Raw genomic sequence first — 16,311 nt, forward strand, 5'->3', positions numbered from 1 at the left:
TTGGCTGGGGTCGGTGCGGCGCTGGGAGTGTTAGGTGGGGCGGGCAATATGTTGCCCGCTGGGCCTAGCGAGCTGATCTGCGGTTGGCCGGCTCGCTGTCAGCGGCGCGCGAGGCCCCTGGCGATGGCGCGCCAGCCGAGCAGCAAGGCTCCGGTCACCAGGGAGGCGACCACGATGAAGCTGAACGCCGTCCCTTGACCGGTCAGCGCGCGCAGCGCCATGCCGCCAGCGATGGTCCAGACCCACACGACGACACCACCGGTCACGTCGACAGGCGGCCGACGACGCAGCCCGATCGCTGCGCCCCAACCGAGCGCGGCACCGGCCAGGAACGGCCACGCGGTCCCAGCGATGCCGGCCACCGACAGCGCCTCGCTGTGGCTGCCGCGACCCAAGGCGGCGAACGTCACGATGAGCGCCGCGTCGAGGGCAACCGCCAAGCCGATGGCCGGGCCAGTGCGCACCCGAAGACCCGGTGCTGAACTCACATCCCTCACCGCCGGGCCGCAGTGGTAACAGCTGACGACACGGAGGCCGACTCGCTCGCAGCAACGGCCGGCCCGTCGCCGTCGGCGGACACGAGCACCGGTTGCGAGAGCTGCGGGCCGGCGGCCTCCAGGTCGGCCAAGCGCAGTTCAGTGCCGTCAGGACCCACCAGCGGGGCCGGCCCGCCCAGCATGCCGCCCAGCACGGACGGCACCGACGGCGCACCCTGCACAGACTGTTCCGAGGCCGTATCCGCGAACTGCAGCGACAACTGCGGTGGCGCGTGCCGCGGATCGACCCCGTCGAACAGGCTGCTCACCGACTCCCCGATATGGATGCGGGCGATCGCCTCGGCGAACAGGCCCGCGACCGAGCGAGTGCGCAGCTGCGGCCAGTCGGCGGGCGCGGGCACGGTGTCGGTCGTGACGACCTCGCTGACCAGCGGGTGCCCCTGCAGTCGCTGGGGGGCAGACCCGGCGAACAGGCCGTGCGTGCACGCCACCGACGCACTCGGGCACCCCGCCTCCCCGAGCTTGTCCAACAAACCGACCATCGAGCCTCCGGTCGCGATCTCGTCGTCGAGCACGATCGCCGACTTGCCGGCGACATCGCCGACGATCGAGTCGATCTCGACCCTGTCGTCGGCCAACCGCTGCTTGTTGCCCGCGGCCACCGGCAAGTCGAGCAACCGGGCGAACTGGGTCGCGGTCTTGGCGTTGCCCAGGTCGGGGGAGACCACCACGTGGTTGCTCAGGTCGCGTCCGCGGAAGTGGTCGGCGAGCACACCGATGGCCGTCAGGTGGTCGACCGGCACGGAGAAGAAGCCGTGCACCTGCGGAGCGTGCAACGCCATCGTCAACACGCGGTCGACCCCAGCCGTCACGAGCAGGTCGGCCACCAGCCGCCCGCCCAAGGAAATGCGTGAGGCGTCCTTCTTGTCCGAGCGGGCGTAGGCGTAGTGCGGAATGACCGCGGTGATCTGGGAGGCCGACGCGCCGCGGGCCGCGTCGATCATCAGCAGCAACTCCATGAGGTGGTCCTGGGTCGGCGGCACCAGGGGCTGCACGAGATACACATCCCGCTGCCGACAGTTGGACCCCAGTTGCACCTGCAGGCAGTCGTTGCTGAACCGAGTGATATCCGCCGGTGAGAGCGGCACCCCCAGTTGCTCGCAGATGCGACGGGCCAAAGCGCGGTGCGCATTACCGGAAAAAACGATGACATCACGCACGAAAGGACCACCTCGTCGTCGCGGGAGCGTGGGCGTCGGCGTCAGCTTACGAGATGGGTAGCCGCGCAGCCGACCGGCACGAGCACGCGGCGCGCCGGGCCCGACGCCAGACGCGTCACCGGACGTCCCCGGCTTTCAGCCTTGAGCGCCCGCACACTAGAGGCATGACTCGCGCCCCCCGGAGCCGCAGGACCCTGCCATGAGCGGATTCGCCCTCACCCTCGCAACGATCGTCAACACGATCTTGCTGGGCATCGTCTCGCGCCGCCTGCTGGGCACCCCGGTCGGCTGGGGGCGCACGCTGCTCGTCGCCTTTCTGCTCGTGGTCACCGGCAGCGGTGTGCTCAACAGCGTGGCCGAGGCGCTGCACTGGGTGACCCCCGACGGGCAGTACGCCGCGGACCTGCCGGTCATGCTCGTGGGCGCCGGCCTGACCTTGCTGCTGGCCTGGGTCGTCGCGATCGGCCTGGCCGCGCTCGTCGTGCTCGAGGCGATCGTCCCCACCGGATCCCTGCCCGACCCGATCGCCCTGCTGCGGGACCTGCCCGCCCGGCAGCGCCGCGCCCGGCGCTACGCCGCGATCACCGGCATCGTCGCGCGCCGCGGACTGAGCCGGTTCGCCCGCGCCGGCGGACAACTCTCCGGGGATCGCGCCGAGACCCGTCGCACCGCCCAGGCCCTGCGCGGAGCCCTGGCCGACGCCGGCGTCACCTACGTCAAGCTCGGCCAGATGCTCGCGACCCGCCCCGACCTCATCGGCCAGGAGTTCGCCGACGAACTGGCGCACCTGCAGGCCGATGTACCGCCCGAGCCCTGGGAGCGGGTCGAACCGATCCTGCGCGACCAGCTCGCCGGCAGCGCTACCGGCAGCGCAGCGACGATCGAGGAGGTGTTCGCCCACGTCGAGCAGGCGCCGCTAGCGGCCGCCTCGGTCGGGCAGGTGCACTGCGCGACGCTGCGCGACGGGCGCGAGGTGGTGCTCAAGCTGCAGCGGCCCGGCGCCCAACGACAGGTCGACGCCGACCTCGACATCCTGCGCCGCATCGCCCACTTCCTGGCCCGGCGCACTCAATGGGGCGCCGACCTGCGACTACCCGACCTCGTCGACGGCTTCGCGCAGAGCCTGGGGGAGGAGCTGGACTACCGGGTCGAGGCCGCCAACGTGCACGGCATCGAGCATTCCCTGAGCGCCGGAGGTGGACTGGTCACCGTGCCGGCCGTCGTCGACGGCCTCTCCGGGCGCCGGGTCCTGGTCATGGAGCGGGTGCGGGGAGTGCCGCTGTCACGGGCCGGTCAGCGCCTGGCCGGGTTGAGCGCGCAGCGGCGGGTCGAGTTGGCCCGCGCGCTGCTGGCGATCGTGCTCGATCAGATCGTGCGGGTCGGGGTGTTTCACGCCGACCTGCACGGGGGCAACGTCATTCTGCGCGACGACGACACCCTCGTGCTGCTCGACTTCGGCTCGGTCGGACGCCTCGACCGCGCCGCCCGCGACGATCTCGCGCGACTCCTGCTGGCCGTGCAACGCGACGATTCGGTCTCCGCGACCGACGCGCTGCTCGGCCTGCTGGAACGGCCCGCCAGCCTCGACGAGGCGAGTTTCGAGCGGGCCATCGGCCAGATCATGGTGCGCCACGTCGGCGCCGCCGGCGGCAACGGCGGGACGGCCGGGATGTTCGCCGACCTGTTCGCCCTCATCGTCGCCCACCGCTTCACCGTGCCGGCGCCGCTGGCAGCGGTGTTCCGGTCGTTGGCGGCCCTGGAAGGCACGCTGGTGCTGCTGGACCCCGGCTTCGACCTCGTCGAGACCGCCAAGGAGGTCGGAGCCCGACAACTCTCCGCTCGGCTGGCTCCCGCGGCGATGCGCGAAACCCTGGAGACCGAACTCGCCCAGCTGCTGCCGTCACTGCGGCGGCTGCCGCGCCGCGTCGACGCGCTGGCCCGCTCCCTCGAACGCGGCGAGCTGTCGATGCAGCTACGGGTGTTCGCCGACGACCGCGACCGCGGCTACGTCACCGGCCTGCTGCAACAGGTGGCGACGACGATCATCGCCGCCGCCTGCTCCCTCGTCGCCGTCGTCCTTCTCGTCGCCCCCAACAGCCCGGAGCTGGAAGACAGCGTGCCGATCTACCCGATCCTGGGCGCGACCTTCCTGCTGTTCGCCTTCGTGCTCGCCGCCCGCGTGCTCGCGTTCGCCTTCCGGCGACCGACCGGGGCGTTGTAGCGGCCTAGCGTTCAGGCGACAGAGGGCTGGGCTGGTGGCGCGTCCGCAGCGAGCTCGTTGCCACCGGGCGCGTTGCTCGTGCCTGCTGGCGCCAGGTGCTCGCGCAGGAACTCGACGATTTGCGGCCGGTGGGCGCCGACCCCGGGGGCCAGCACCGGCCAGCTCGCGAAGCCGTGGGGTGCCTTCGGAAAATCGGTGTGCTGCGCCGGCACCCCGACACCGCGCAGCGAGCGGGCGTAGGCGGCGCCTTCGTCGCGCAGCGGATCGAGTCCGGCGGTCTGGACGAGCGCCGGCGGCAGGCCGCGCAGGTCACCCAGGGCGGGGGAGATCAAGGGATCGAAGGGGCTCAGGGCGTCCGGCCCGTCGCCCAGGTAGTACGCGAAGTAGGCGTCGGCGTCGCGGCGGTTGAGGATGGGTCCGCGCGCGAAGTCGATCTTCGACCGGCTCAGGCACGTGCAGTCGACGCTGGGATACAGCAGCACCTGGGCGGCCAGGGCCGGCCCGCCCTCGTCGCGCAGCACCTGGGTGAGCACGGCCGCGAGGTTGCCGCCCGCGCTGTCTCCGGCCACGGCCATCCGCTGTGGGTCGGCCCCCCACTGCGGCGCGAGATCGGGCAGGGCGCGCACGACGTCGACGCAGTCGTGAATGGCGGCCGGTGCGGGATGCTCTGGCGCCAGCCGGTATTCGATGGAGGCGACGATCACGTCGGCCTGCTGCGCCAGGTAGGAGCAGAGCGCGTCGTAGCCCTCGACCAGCCCGAGCACCCAGCCGCCGCCGTGGATGAACACCAGCAGCGGGCGCGGCTGGGCGTCGATCTCCTCGCGGTGGATCGCACCGTGCGCGCCCAGGGCGCTGTCGTAGAGCCGCACCCGCACGGACCGCTCGTCGCGCACCGGCACCTGCACATCGCTGATCTGCACATCCGTGGCCGTGTAGCCGCTCAACGCGTCGAGGATCCGCGAGCGCGGCCGCGGCATGCGCATCGACGCCAACTGTTCTTTGGGCAGGTCGGCGACCGAGCCGGTCAGCGACGAGAGCCCGTGCAGCAGACGGGTGCGCCACGGCAGGGCGCGCGGGGGTGGGGCGTTGAGCATCCCCCTATGGTGCGTCACCCACTGCCCACCACCATCTCACCTTCCATACGCTGGACGTTCATCTGATATTCACCTGGGCTGCGCCTGGGGCGGGTCTGATCGCACCCGCCTACGCTGGGGCTCATGAGTGTGCGGCGCGTCATGGGCATCGAGACCGAGTACGGGATCAGCGTGCCGGGGCGCCCGCAGGCCAACCCGATGATCCTCTCCGGGGATGTCGTGCGCGCCTATGCGCGCGGCAGCGAGTCCGGCGCCGGCCACCGCGGGGGATCGGCTCGACCGGTGGGGGTGCGCTGGGACTACGCGGGCGAGACGCCGCTGGCCGACGCGCGCGGCTACTCGATGCACCGCCTCGACGCGCACGTCTCGATGCTCACCGACGAGTGGGAGGACGACCCGGGCGTCGCCAACCTCGTGCTGACCAACGGGGCCCGCCTGTACGTCGATCACGCGCATCCCGAGTACTCCGCGCCGGAGGTCGTCGACCCGATGGAGGCGCTCGTCTGGGACCGCGCGGGTGAGCAGATCATGGCGATCGCCGCGGGGGTGCTGGCCCAGGAGGAGGCCGACGGGCTGCGGCCGCCCGGCGACGGGGTGCCGGTGCTCTACAAGAACAACACCGACGGCAAGGGCGCCTCCTACGGCACCCACGAGAACTACCTCATGCGCCGCGATACCCCGTTCGCGGAGATCGTCGCGGGCCTCACCCCGTTCTTCGTCGTCCGGCAGATCATCTGCGGCGCCGGGCGCGTCGGGCTCGGCCAGCGCTCGCAGCGCCCCGGCTACCAGCTCGCCTCCCGCTCCGACTTCTTCGAGGCCGAGGTAGGCCTGGAGACGACCTTCAAGCGGCCGATCATCAACACCCGCGACGAGCCGCACGCGGCGCCCGACCGCTACCGGCGGCTGCACGTGATCCTCGGCGACGCCAACCTCTGCGACGTCGCGGGGCTGCTGAAGATGGGCACGACGAGCCTCGTGCTGGGCATGATCGAGGACCAGGCGCTGCCGGCGGACCTGCGGATGATCGAGCCGCTGCGGCAACTCGCGGCCGTCAGCCACGACCCGAGTCTGCGCACCCACGTGGTACTCGCCGACGGCACCCGGCTCACGGGCCTGGACCTGCACTGGCGCTACCTGGAGGCCGCCACCGCCTGGCTGAGCGCCAGCGACGGGTGGGATGCGCCGACGCGCCAGGTCATGGACCTGTGGGAGCAGGTGCTGACGACCCTGGGCCGCGACGTGCTGGACGCCCGCGCTCAGGTCGACTGGGTCGCCAAACTGGCACTGCTGCAGGGCTATCGGGAGCGCGACGGCTTGGAGTGGGATGCGCCGCGGTTGGCGGCCATCGACTTCCAGTGGTCCGACATGCGGCCCGGCAAGGGCGTGGCCCGCACCCTCGAGCGCGCCGGCCGCATCGACCGGCTGACGACCGCCGAGGAGGTCGCGGCGGCCGTCGATCAGGCGCCGGCCTCGACGCGCGCCTGGTTCCGCGGAGAGTGCGTGCGCCGCTACGGCGCCGGCGTCGCCGCCGCCTCGTGGGAGTCGGTCGTCTTCGAGGTGCCGGGCCACGACCGCCTGCAGCGGCTGCACCTGGCCGAGCCGCACCGCGGCACCCGGGCGCTCGTCGGGGAGTTGCTCGACCGGCACGCCGAGCCCGCCGGACTGCTGGCCGAGTTGCGCGGTGAACGGGGCGACCCCGGCTGAGCAGGGCGCGGCACGCAGGGCGCAGCACGCTTGTCGTAGGTGCCGGTTATGTTGGGCGCACAAGCACCGCAGACCCCCCGAGGGATTCGTTAGACCAGAGCAGGAGGCGATCGTCATGGCCGGTCAGGAGCAGGTGCAGCCGCAGCGAGGGCGTCCCGAGCCCAGCGAGCCGCCCCCGGCGCCCGCGCCCGACGCGGCGCAGCTGTCGGCGCGCAAGGCCGAGCTCGACGCCGACATCGACAGCGTGCTCGACGAGATCGACGGGGTGCTGGAGACCAACGCGGAGGAGTTCGTCGCGGGCTTCGTGCAGAAGGGCGGCCAGTGAGCCGGCTCGGTTTCGGCGGCGGATCGGGTGGGTCGCCCGCGGCCGGCGGACGGCTGAGCCCGGCCTACCTGTCCGTCGGTTCGTCGTCGTTCACCGAGTTCGTCGGCGACGTCGCCCCGCAGCTGTTGCCCGGGCGCCGGTTCAGCGAGCAGACCGGCGGCGGGGGCGCGTCGATCGGCGCTGTGTCCGCCCCGCACGGCACCACGATCGTCACCCTCGCGTACGACGGCGGGGTGCTGCTGGCCGGCGACCGGCGCGCCACGATGGGCAATATCATCGCCAGCCGCGACATCGAGAAAGTCTTCGTCACCGACGACCACTCCGCCGTGGGTATCGCCGGCACCGCCGGGGTCGCCATCGAGATGGTCAAGCTCTTTCAGGTCGAGCTCGAGCACTTCGAGAAGATCGAGGGCGCGGTGCTCTCGTTGGAGGGCAAGGCCAACCGCCTCGCGGCGATGCTGCGCGGCAACCTCGGGCTGGCGATGCAGGGCCTGGCCGTCGTGCCCCTGTTCGCGGGCTACGACCTCGACTACGGCCACGGCCGCATGTTCAGCTACGACGTCACCGGCGGCTGCTACGAGGAGCGCGAGCACCACAGCGTCGGCTCCGGCTCGCTGTTCGCCCGCGGCGCCCTGAAAAAGCTGTGGCGGCCGGGCCTGCCCGCGGACGAGGCGCTGCGGGTCGCCATCGAAGCCCTGTACGACGCCGCCGACGACGACACCGCCACTGGCGGCCCTGACCTCATTCGGCGGCTGTGGCCCACCTGCGCGTTGATCGACGTGCGCGGGGCCCGGCTGCTGCCCGACGACGCCCTCGCCGCGACCGTCGAGGCGATCGTCGCCGACCGCCGCGAACACCCCGGCGGCCGCCGATGAGCCAGCAGCCGTTCTACGTCAGCCCCGAGCAGCTCATGAACGACCGGGCCGACTACGCCCGCAAGGGCATCGCCCGGGGCCGTTCGGTCGTCGTGCTGGCCTACGCGGGCGGCATCGCGTTCGTCGCCGAGAACCCCTCGCGGGCGCTGCACAAGGTCAGCGAGATCTACGACCGCATCGGCTTCGCCGCGGTCGGCAAGTACAACGAGTTCGAGAACCTGCGGGTCGCCGGCGTGCGCTACGCCGACATGCGCGGCTACGCCTACGACCGGCGCGACGTCACAGCCCGCGGCCTGGCCAACGCCTACGCCCAGACCCTGGGCACCGTCTTCACCCAGGAGCACAAGCCCTACGAGGTCGAGATCGTCGTCGCCGAGGTCGGCCGCAACGCCGCCGACGATCAGATCTACCGGCTGACCTACGACGGATCGGTTGCCGACGAGCAGGGCTACGTCGTCATGGGCGGCACCACCGAGGCCGCCGCCGCGGTGCTCGGCCGACACTGGCAGCCCGACCTGCTGCTGGCGCGGGCCCTGGCGCTCGCCATCGCCGCCCTGTCCGCCGACCCGGCCGGTGGGCAGGCGCGCACCCTCGACGCCGACGTCCTGGAGGTCGCGGTCCTCGACCGGTCCCGCCCGCGGCGCACCTTCCGGCGCGTCCCGGCGGCCCTGCTGACCCAGTTGCTCTCGGCCAGCGACCCTACGCACGACCTACCCCAGACCGACGAGACCGTCACCACCACCTCCGGTACCCCCGTGCCGCAGGCTCCGGCCCCGACGGCGTCCGCGGCCGAGGCGTCGTCCAATCCGCAGACGCAGCGCAGCGACGAGACCACGCAGAACGAGACCACGCAGAACGAGACCACGCAGGAACAGGCCTTGCAGGGCGACGCGCCCGAGGGCGATGACGCAACCCCGGGAGATGACGCGACCCAGGGATCGGCGGGTTGAGATGGACCGGCGCATCTTCGGCCTGGAGACCGAATACGGCCTGACGTGCACCCGTGAGGGTCGGCGGGCGCTGGGGCCCGACGAGGTGGCCCGGCACATGTTCCGCAGCGTCGTGGCCTGGGGACGCAGCTCGAACGTCTTTCTGCCCAACGGCTCCCGCCTCTACCTCGACGTCGGCAACCACCCGGAGTACGCCACCGCCGAGTGCGACTCCCTCGCCGATCTGCTGGCGCAGGACGAGGCAGGCACGACGCTGCTCAACGACCTCGTCGACGAGGCCCGAGCGCGGCTGGCCGAGCTCGAGCTGACCGGCACCGTCTACCTGTTCAAGAACAACCTGGATTCGGCGGGCAACTCCTACGGTTGCCACGAGAACTACCTCGTCTCTCGCAGCAGCGACCTGGCCCGCCTCGGCGAGTTGCTCGTGCCCTTCCTGGTGTCTCGGCAGATCGTCTGCGGCGCGGGCCGACTGATGCGAGTGCCCGACGGTGCGGGGGAGCGCGTGGAGTACCACGTGAGCCAGCGCGCCGACGTCATGTGGGAGGGCACGTCGAGCGCCACGACCCGCAGCCGCCCGATGATCAACACCCGCGACGAGCCGCACGCCGACGCCGAGCGTTACCGGCGGCTGCACATCATCGTCGGCGACTCCAACCTGGCCCAGAGCAGCACCCTGCTCAAGGTCGGCGCCACCGACCTCGTGCTGCGCATGCACGAGGCGGGCGAGCCGCTGCCCGACCTCAGTCTGGTCAACCCCGCGAAGGCGATCCGGGCCGTCAGCCGCGACCCGCGCGGCGCCGTGCCGGTCGAGCTGACGAGCGGACGGGCGCTGTCGGCGACCGCACTGCAACGCGAGTTTCAGGAGCGGGCCGCAGCATTCGTCGACCGCACGGGCGCCGCGACCGCCCACGACGCGCCGGTGCTGGAGTTGTGGGACCGCGTGCTGACCGCCATCGAGAGCGACCGGCCGCAGGACGTCGTGCGCGATGTCGACTGGATCCTCAAACGCCACCTGCTGACCAGGTACGCCGACCGGCACGGCCTGGGGCTGGAGCATCCGCGGATCGCTCAACTCGAGCTCGCCTACCACGACGTCGAGCCGGGGCGCGGCCTGTTCGCGCTGACGCAGGCCCGCGGCGGTGCCACCACCCACGTCAGCCCGGCGGATGTGCAGCAGGCACGTCGCCACCCCCCGGCCACCACCCGCGCGGCGATGCGCGGGGCGTTCGTGGCCGCGGCCCGCGAACACGGCCGCGATTACACGGTCGACTGGACCCACCTACGCCTCAACGACGGGGCCGGACGCACCGTGCTGTGCAAGGACCCGTTCGCCGCCACCGACCCGCGAGTCGACCGCCTTCTCAACGCGGTGCCTCAACCGGTCTCCGACGACCCCACTCCCGCCTGAAGCGCCGGCCACCGACCCCAAAGGTCCCCATAGGTCCCCAAAGGTCACGGTCCGCCAACGAATTCGCCACGAGTTCGGCACGAGTCGGCCCTTCACACCCAGAGCGCAGGTCGCGTGCAGAACCGGCGGCTATCGTGAAATTCCCTGACTCGCCTGAGCGGCACGCGCCGTCGGGCCTTGTACCTGCGAAGGTGTCCGTTGCCTGTCTCTCGCCGTCTCGTGGCCGCCAGTGTGCTGCCGTTCGTCCTGCTGTTGAGCGCCTGCGGCGGTCATGACCCGGGCAGCGAATCGGAGGCGACCGCCCAGAACGGCGCGACCCCGACGGCGACCGCTCAGTCGGGGATCCTCGACCAGATCACCATCGAGCCGGCCCGCTCCAGCTCGCAGGCGCCCACGCTGAAGCTGCCGCAGGTGCCACTGACGGTGGCCCAGCCCGAGCATCTCGTCGTGGAACCGGGCAACGGTGCGCCGATCACCGCGGACCAGAAGGTCGTCGCCAAGTACCTGCTCGTCAACGCGCGCGACGGCAAGCCGCGGGCGACGATGTGGGCCGACAAACCCGTGACCCTGCCGATCGGGCAGATCCCGCAGTTCTCGCCACTTATCGGGCAGAAGCTCGGATCCCAGGTGCTGTTGGCGATCCCGGCCTCGACGGCCATGGGCCAGTCCGGTGACGAGAAGCTCGACATCCGGCCCGCCGACACGCTGCTCTACCTCATCGAGCCGATCAGCGCGACGGCCCCCCTGAAGGAGGCCGAGGGCACGGTGGTCCCGCCGAAGGCCGGGCTGCCGACCGTGCAGATGGGCGAGACCGCCAACGACCCGGCCAAGATCACGGTGCCCGACAGCGCGCCGCCGACCCAGACGGTGGCCCAACCGCTCATCATCGGTGACGGACCGCGGGTGGTGGCCGGCCAGACCGTGCGGGTCACCTACACGGGTGTCACCTGGCGCGACCCGGGCAACCCGTTCGACTACTCCGGCAAGCAGCCGCAGGGCTACGCCGAGTTCCAGATCGGCACCGGCAACCTCATCAAGGCCTGGGACCAGCACATCGTCGGCCAGACCGTCGGCACCCGCCTGCTGCTCGTCGTGCCGCCGGCCGACGGCTACGGCGCCGCGGGCTCGGGAGCGATCAAGGGCGACGACACGATGGTCTTCGTCCTCGACATCCTCGACGCAAGCTGAGAGGTGCGCGGGTAACCTGGCCCGCGAACCGAACACGCGCGGCCGCCCGCCGGTCGCGCTTCAGCGAAGGAGCCCCTATGCCGTTCGACCCTGGCGTCGGTAAGCCCGAGATCGACTTTCCCGAAGACCCGGCTCCCAGCGAGTTGGTCATCGAAGACCTCTGGGAGGGCGATGGTGCGCTCGCGCAAGCCGGTCACGTCGTCAGCGCCCACTACGTCGGTGTCGCCCACTCCACCGGGGAGGAGTTCGACTCCTCCTGGAACCGCGGTGCGCCACTGGACTTCCCGCTCGGCGGCGGCCGCGTCATCGCCGGCTGGGACCAGGGCATCGTCGGGATGAAGGTCGGCGGTCGGCGCCGCCTCGTCATCCCCAGCCGGCTCGCTTACGGCGACCAGGGCGCCGGCAACGTCATCGCGCCGGGGGAGTCGCTGATCTTCGTCGTCGACCTCGTCGACGTGCGCTGAGCGCTGCCGGGTCGCCCTCACCTCATGGCCACGCAGGCGTCGGAGAAGGTCGAGCGGCTGCTCAACCTCGTCATCTGCCTGCTGCACACCCGGCGGCCGCTGCTCAAGGAGCAGATCCGGCGGGCGGTGCCGCAGTACGACCAGGAGTCCGACGAGGCGTTCGACCGGATGTTCGAGCGGGACAAGGACGAGTTGCGGACGCTGGGCATCCCGCTGCGCAGCCGCGTCGACGTCGTCTTCGAGGACGACACTGGGTACTTCATCGACCGTAGCGAGTACGCGCTGCCGCAGATCGAGTTCACGCCCGCCGAGGCTGCGGCCCTCAGCCTCGCCGCCCGGACGTGGACCCACGCCGCGCTGGCCGGCAGCGGCGCCGAGGCGCTGCGCAAGCTGACGGCGGCCGGTGTCGACACCGATGGGGCCGCCAGCAGCCCGACGCTGGGCGTCGAGCCGCGGGTGCGGGCCGTAGAACCCGCCTTCGACGCCGTGCACGCGGCCGTCGTGGCCACCCAGCCCATCGCCTTCGACTACCGCCGATCCGGGGCTCCGGCGAGTCGTCGGCATGTGCTCCCCTGGGGCATCGCGTCGTGGCACGGCCGCTGGTATCTCACCGGCTACGACACCGACCGGCAGGACAGCCGGGTGTTTCGACTCGGCCGCATCGAGGGCAAGGTCGTCAGGGACGGGCGGCCCGGCTCCTACGAGGTGCCCGCCGACCACGACGCCCGCTCGGCCGTGCGCTTCAGCGCCGGCAGCCGCGAGTCGTCCGGTGTCGCGCAGCTGCTGGTGCGCGCCGGGCGCGCCCACGCCCTACGCCGCCGGGCCATTCCCGACACGCTGGCCGACCCCGGTGCAGGAGCATCCGACGCCGCTGAGTCGGTCGAAGACCTGGGGGATCCGCAGCGAGACGAGACGTGGGATCGGATCTCGGTGGCCTATGACGACACCGGCCGCTTCGTCGACGAACTGTGCTCGTACGGGGCCGATGTCGTGGCCCTGGAGCCGGCGCCGGTGCGGTCGGCGGTCATCGACCGACTGCGGGCCGCGGCCCAGATGGCGCCGGCGGGCAGCGCAGGCACCGGCGCGGGGGAGGCGTCGTGAGCCAGGAGTCCTCGACCTCTCGGGTCGCCCGGTTGCTAACGATGGTGCCCTGGCTGCTCGCCCACCCCGGGGTGCCGGTGGCGCAGGCCGCCGCCGAGTTCGGCCTGGGCGAGAAGGCGTTCGTGCGTGATCTCGAGCTGCTCTTTCTCTGCGGCACCCCCGGCGGCATGCCCGACGACCTCATCGAGGCCGAGTGGGAGACCGGGCGGGTCTACCTCGGCAACGCCGACGAGATCGCCCGACCGCTGCGGCTGAGCCGCGAGGAGGCGCTCTCCCTGATCGTCGCGCTGCGCGCCATCGAGGCCACCGGCCAGGTTGGCGACAGCGACGTCGTCGCCACCACCCTGGCCAAGCTCGAGCAGGCCACCGGGTCGGCCGCCCGACCGCAGCTCGACGAGGTGGGCCGGCGCATCCACGTGGAGGTCGCCGAGGAGGCCGAGTCGCAGCGGCTGCTCCAGCTGCAGGGCGCACTGGCCGACCGGCGCCGGGTGCGGCTGGACTATCACGTGCCGAGCCGCGACGAGGTGACCACCCGCGACGTCGACCCCATGCGCCTGTTCGCCCAGGACGGCCACTGGTACCTGGAGGCCTACTGCCATCGGGCGGCCGACGTCCGCCTGTTCCGGCTCGACCGCATCGAGTCGGCCACCGTGCTCGATATCGACGGCACCCCGCCGGCGCAGGCGCAAGCCCGCGACCTGGACGCGGGGGTGTATCAGGGCGGTTCCGGTGACCTGCTGGTCGAGCTGGAGTTGAGCCCCGCTGCCCGCTGGGTCGCCGACTACTACCCGCACGAGTCTCGACGCGAGGTCGCCGCGCAGCCGGGCGACTCGGGCGAGTCGGGTGAATCGGACGGGACGATGCGGCTGGTGCTGCGGGTCGGGGATCCGGCCTGGTTGCGCCGATTGCTGTGGCGCCTCGGCGGTTCCGCGCGCGTCGTGGAGCCCGAATGGCTGGCTCGCGACGTGGCCGCGGGGGCCCGGCACGCACTGCTGGCGTACGGGGACAACCTGTAGAGTTGCCCTCGTTGCCCCGGGCTTGCCCGACAGGTGAGTCGAATTCCCACGGAAGGCACGAGCACATGGGTTGGCGCGGACTGTTCGAGGGATGGCACTTCGTCATCCTCATCATCCTCATCATCATTCTCTTCGGCTGGAAGCGGCTGCCCGACGCTGCTCGTTCGCTGGGGCGCTCGATGCGCATCTTCAAGGCCGAGGTCGACGAGATGAAGGGCGATGGCCGGAGCGCCGCCAGCTCCGACACCGTCCGCGGCGAGACCGTGAACAACGGTGCCCCGCACGCCGGCGAGGGCAAACCCGGCTCGGGCACCGGTGACGCGAAGGCGGCGGACAGCGGCAGTTCGAGCCCGGTGCAGGAGAATTCGACCGGCGCCACGGGCGGCTCGCCCGACTCCCAGCAACAGCGGAACTGAGTGTGAGCGCCGACATCGGCGCGCCCCACGACTCCGCGGCCGCGCCCGAACCCGACGACTCCCGAGGTGGCTCCGGCGGGGGCTCCTCGTCGGGCGCCGTGGACAAGCGCGGGCGTGGACGTCGTGCCCGCCGGCCCGCCAAGGCGGGGCGCGGCGGCAAACGCCGCGTCAACGTTCCGCGTCGCAAGAAGCGGGATCCCGAGGGTCGCATGTCCCTGGGCGACCACCTGCGCGAGCTGCGCAACCGGGCGATCATCGCCGCCATCGCCGTGGTCCTGTGCGGCGTCGTCGGCTGGATCCAGTACAAGCCCCTGCTGGAGTTCCTCACGCAGCCCCTGCGAATCGTGGCCGTCCGCGAGGGCTGGGGCGACGTGGGGCTCAACTTCCAAGGCTTGACCACGCCGTTCGGGCTGCAGCTGACCGTGGCGCTGTGGCTCGGCATCATCTTGTCGGCGCCCGTGTGGCTCTGGCAGATCTGGGCGTTCATCGTGCCCGGCCTGACCAAGCGGGAGAAGCGCACCGCGGTCGCCTTCATCTGCGCCGCCGTGCCGCTGTTCTTCGCCGGCTGCGCCCTGGCCAACTTCGTGTTGCCGACGGCGGTCCGGGTGCTGCTGGACTTCACGCCTCAGGGCACCTGGAACCTCATCCCCGCCGACCAGTATCTGGCGTTCGTCACCCGTTTCATCCTCGCCTTCGGCATCGCCTTCCTGCTGCCGGTGCTCCTCGTCGCGTTGAACTTCGCCCACGTGCTGCCCGCGCGCGTCATGATCAAGGGCTGGCGATTCGCGGTGCTGCTGAACTTCGTGTTCGCGGCCATGATGACCCCGACTCCCGACGCCTGGACGCTGTTCGTGCTCGCGATCCCCATGTGCGGCCTGTACTTCGGCGCTGTCGGGGTCGCCTTCCTGATCGACCGGCACCGCGCCAAGAAGCGGCCCGACTGGGCCGACCTCGACGACGACACGGCCAGCCCGCTGTAGCTCCGGGGCGTTTCGGCCCGAGCTGACGTACCGTGAGGCGCATGCCCAGTCCCGCCGAACGGTTCGCCGCCGCGCGTCGGCGGGGGGCCGCGAGCCATCCCGCCCTCACCGAATTCGCCGCCGGTCTCGACTTTCCTCTCGACGACTTTCAGGAGCGGGCTGCGGTCGCCCTGGAGGACGGCCGCAGCGTGTTGGTCGCCGCGCCCACGGGTGCCGGCAAGACCGTGGTCGGCGAGTTCGCGGTGCACCTGGCGTTGGCGCAGGGCCGCAAGGCGTTCTACACCACGCCGATCAAGGCGCTCTCGAACCAGAAGTTCGCCGACCTCTCCCGCCGGCACGGCGCGCAGCACGTGGGGCTGCTGACGGGTGACTCCTCGATCAACTCCGAGGCGCCGATCGTCGTCATGACGACCGAGGTGCTGCGCAACATGATGTATGCCGACTCCTCGACCCTGCACGGGCTCGGCTACGTCGTCATGGATGAGGTGCATTACCTCGCCGACCGGATGCGCGGCGCGGTGTGGGAAGAGGTCATCATCCACCTGCCGCAGGACGTGCTCGTCGCGTCGCTGTCGGCGACGGTCAGCAACGCCGAGGAGTTCGGCGCCTGGCTGGGGGCGGTCCGGGGGGAGACGGAGGTCATCGTCTCCGAGCACCGTCCGGTGCCGCTGTGGCAGCACATGCTCGTCGGGCGCGAACTGTTCGACCTGTTCGTCGAGCACGACCCGGGGCGGTCCGCCGACGGCCGGGCCCCGGTGGAGGAGGTCAATCCCGAGCTGCTGGCCGCCATCCGCGAGCGCGCGGCCCGCGGCTCGCGACGCGACGGGCCCGGTGCCGGGGGCGGCTACGGGC

15 protein-coding genes and 1 pseudogene are annotated in these 16,311 nt (G+C 71.7%); 13 read left to right on the top strand and 3 right to left on the bottom strand.

The window, feature by feature from the left end:
• Positions 1-98: 98 nt before the first annotated feature.
• Together KILIM_RS02715 and KILIM_RS02720 are read right to left on the bottom strand one after the other, a co-directional pair.
• The gene (locus tag KILIM_RS02715) at positions 99-488 is read right to left on the bottom strand and encodes a DUF3054 domain-containing protein (RefSeq protein ID WP_051988607.1); all 390 of its coding nucleotides are present in this window, start codon (positions 486-488) and stop codon (positions 99-101) included.
• A 260-nt stretch (positions 489-748) separates the two neighbouring features.
• Positions 749-1,717: pseudogene (locus KILIM_RS02720) on the bottom strand (ribose-phosphate diphosphokinase); the annotation flags it as partial.
• A gap of 199 nt (positions 1,718-1,916) precedes the next feature.
• Between KILIM_RS02720 and KILIM_RS02725 the strand changes: the two are divergent.
• Entirely contained in the window at positions 1,917-3,938 is a 2,022-nt protein-coding gene (locus KILIM_RS02725) for an ABC1 kinase family protein (RefSeq protein ID WP_006591082.1), read from the top strand.
• Between the two features lie 11 nt (positions 3,939-3,949).
• Here the strand turns inward: KILIM_RS02725 and KILIM_RS21965 are convergent, their stop codons facing one another.
• Positions 3,950-5,032 carry an alpha/beta hydrolase gene (locus KILIM_RS21965; protein WP_006591083.1) on the bottom strand — a complete coding sequence of 361 codons (1,083 nt, stop codon included), beginning with the start codon at positions 5,030-5,032 and terminating at the stop codon, positions 3,950-3,952.
• Between the two features lie 123 nt (positions 5,033-5,155).
• Between KILIM_RS21965 and dop the strand changes: the two genes are divergently transcribed.
• The 12 genes from dop to KILIM_RS02790 all read left to right on the top strand — a co-directional run.
• Positions 5,156-6,736 (top strand): depupylase/deamidase Dop, encoded by a 1,581-nt coding sequence (gene dop / locus KILIM_RS02735; protein WP_040561976.1) that lies wholly within the window; start codon positions 5,156-5,158, stop codon positions 6,734-6,736.
• A 115-nt stretch (positions 6,737-6,851) separates the two neighbouring features.
• The gene (locus KILIM_RS02740) at positions 6,852-7,061 is read left to right on the top strand and encodes a ubiquitin-like protein Pup (protein ID WP_006591085.1); all 210 of its coding nucleotides are present in this window, start codon (positions 6,852-6,854) and stop codon (positions 7,059-7,061) included.
• Positions 7,058-7,936 (top strand): proteasome subunit beta, encoded by an 879-nt coding sequence (gene prcB, locus KILIM_RS02745; RefSeq protein ID WP_006591086.1) that lies wholly within the window; start codon positions 7,058-7,060, stop codon positions 7,934-7,936. Before KILIM_RS02740 ends, prcB begins: the two co-directional genes overlap by 4 nt.
• Complete coding sequence (gene prcA, locus KILIM_RS02750) at positions 7,933-8,886, top strand: proteasome subunit alpha (RefSeq protein ID WP_006591087.1); 954 nt, start codon at positions 7,933-7,935, stop codon at positions 8,884-8,886. The genes prcB and prcA overlap by 4 nt, the downstream gene beginning before the upstream one ends.
• Position 8,887: 1 nt before the next feature.
• The gene (pafA, locus tag KILIM_RS02755; protein WP_006591088.1) at positions 8,888-10,294 is read left to right on the top strand and encodes a Pup--protein ligase; all 1,407 of its coding nucleotides are present in this window, start codon (positions 8,888-8,890) and stop codon (positions 10,292-10,294) included.
• A gap of 198 nt (positions 10,295-10,492) precedes the next feature.
• Positions 10,493-11,482, top strand: coding sequence for an FKBP-type peptidyl-prolyl cis-trans isomerase (locus tag KILIM_RS21970; RefSeq protein WP_006591089.1), 990 nt, complete (start codon positions 10,493-10,495; stop codon positions 11,480-11,482).
• Positions 11,483-11,559: 77 nt separating this feature from the next.
• Positions 11,560-11,946: an FKBP-type peptidyl-prolyl cis-trans isomerase gene (locus KILIM_RS02765; RefSeq protein ID WP_006591090.1), complete on the top strand. Its 387-nt coding sequence runs from the start codon at positions 11,560-11,562 to the stop codon at positions 11,944-11,946.
• 24 nt (positions 11,947-11,970) lie between these two features.
• Positions 11,971-13,047, top strand: a complete 1,077-nt coding sequence (locus KILIM_RS02770) for a helix-turn-helix transcriptional regulator (RefSeq protein ID WP_006591091.1) — start codon at positions 11,971-11,973, stop codon at positions 13,045-13,047.
• Entirely contained in the window at positions 13,044-14,063 is a 1,020-nt protein-coding gene (locus KILIM_RS02775) for a helix-turn-helix transcriptional regulator (RefSeq protein WP_006591092.1), read from the top strand. Before KILIM_RS02770 ends, KILIM_RS02775 begins: the two co-directional genes overlap by 4 nt.
• Positions 14,064-14,128: 65 nt before the next feature.
• Complete coding sequence (gene tatA, locus KILIM_RS23040) at positions 14,129-14,479, top strand: Sec-independent protein translocase subunit TatA (protein ID WP_006591093.1); 351 nt, start codon at positions 14,129-14,131, stop codon at positions 14,477-14,479.
• A gap of 2 nt (positions 14,480-14,481) precedes the next feature.
• Entirely contained in the window at positions 14,482-15,459 is a 978-nt protein-coding gene (tatC, locus tag KILIM_RS02785; protein WP_006591094.1) for a twin-arginine translocase subunit TatC, read from the top strand.
• 41 nt (positions 15,460-15,500) lie between these two features.
• A partial coding sequence (locus tag KILIM_RS02790) for a DEAD/DEAH box helicase (RefSeq protein WP_006591095.1) occupies positions 15,501-16,311 on the top strand: 811 nt, incomplete at its 3' end.

The sequence above is a fragment of the Kineosphaera limosa NBRC 100340 genome (assembly GCF_000298215.1).
In the GTDB taxonomy this organism is placed as follows: Bacteria; Actinomycetota; Actinomycetes; order Actinomycetales; family Dermatophilaceae; genus Kineosphaera; species Kineosphaera limosa.

Excerpts from the sequence above, each read along its gene's own strand:
- dop (WP_040561976.1), top strand. The coding sequence starts at position 5,156 with ATGAGTGTGCGGCGCGTCATGGGCATCGAGACCGAGTACGGGATCAGC.
- tatA (WP_006591093.1), top strand. The coding sequence starts at position 14,129 with ATGGGTTGGCGCGGACTGTTCGAGGGATGGCACTTCGTCATCCTCATC.
- KILIM_RS02770 (WP_006591091.1), top strand. The coding sequence starts at position 11,971 with ATGGCCACGCAGGCGTCGGAGAAGGTCGAGCGGCTGCTCAACCTCGTC.
- KILIM_RS02740 (WP_006591085.1), top strand. The coding sequence starts at position 6,852 with ATGGCCGGTCAGGAGCAGGTGCAGCCGCAGCGAGGGCGTCCCGAGCCC.
- prcA (WP_006591087.1), top strand. The coding sequence starts at position 7,933 with ATGAGCCAGCAGCCGTTCTACGTCAGCCCCGAGCAGCTCATGAACGAC.
- KILIM_RS21965 (WP_006591083.1), bottom strand. The coding sequence starts at position 5,032 with ATGCTCAACGCCCCACCCCCGCGCGCCCTGCCGTGGCGCACCCGTCTG.
- KILIM_RS02725 (WP_006591082.1), top strand. The coding sequence starts at position 1,917 with ATGAGCGGATTCGCCCTCACCCTCGCAACGATCGTCAACACGATCTTG.
- pafA (WP_006591088.1), top strand. The coding sequence starts at position 8,888 with ATGGACCGGCGCATCTTCGGCCTGGAGACCGAATACGGCCTGACGTGC.
- KILIM_RS02765 (WP_006591090.1), top strand. The coding sequence starts at position 11,560 with ATGCCGTTCGACCCTGGCGTCGGTAAGCCCGAGATCGACTTTCCCGAA.